The sequence below is a fragment of the Streptomyces sp. NPDC008238 genome, assembly GCF_042956445.1.
Taxonomy (GTDB): Bacteria; Actinomycetota; Actinomycetes; order Streptomycetales; family Streptomycetaceae; genus Actinacidiphila.
The window spans coordinates 1-451 of the sequence record NZ_JBIBGK010000020.1 but is presented as its reverse complement, the minus strand read 5'-3'; the positions used below and the strand labels follow the sequence as shown (position 1 = coordinate 451).

At 68.3% G+C, this 451-nt stretch carries 1 pseudogene; it reads right to left on the bottom strand.

The annotated features are described in order from the left end of the window. Positions 1-304: 304 nt before the first annotated feature. Positions 305-451, bottom strand: a pseudogene (locus ACFZAU_RS30420) (formyl-CoA transferase); the annotation flags it as partial.

The following is a 451-nucleotide window of genomic DNA, read 5'->3' as shown; positions in this document are numbered from 1 at the left end:
TTGTTGTTTTACGCAATTTTTTTTTTTCCCGTGCAGCTAATTTGTGTGGCCTGCCCCCCGTGCACGGGGGGCGGGCAGGGGTCGGTCTCCGTGGAGTCCGACCCGTGCCGGCCCCCGTGCTCTTTTCGTGCTGTGCGGCGGGCCCGGTCCGCGCGTTCCTCGCGGCCCGGCCCCGTCACGGGTGGTGCTCCGGTCAGGGCAGCCCCGCTGCCCCGGCCCACCGGTGGACGGTGCCCAGCACCGCCGCCGGTTGCTCTGTGGTGTGCGACCGTACGTCGTCGCGCCCGTCGGTGTCCGCCATCGGTCAGATCACCCCGTCCGTCCGCAGTGCCGTCAACTCCTCGGCCGTGACACCCAGTTCGCCGGTGTAGATGTCGTGGTTGTGTTCGCCGAGGAGGGGTGAGCGGTGGATGGTGGTGGGTGAGTCGGAGAGTTTGAGGGGGTTTCCGAC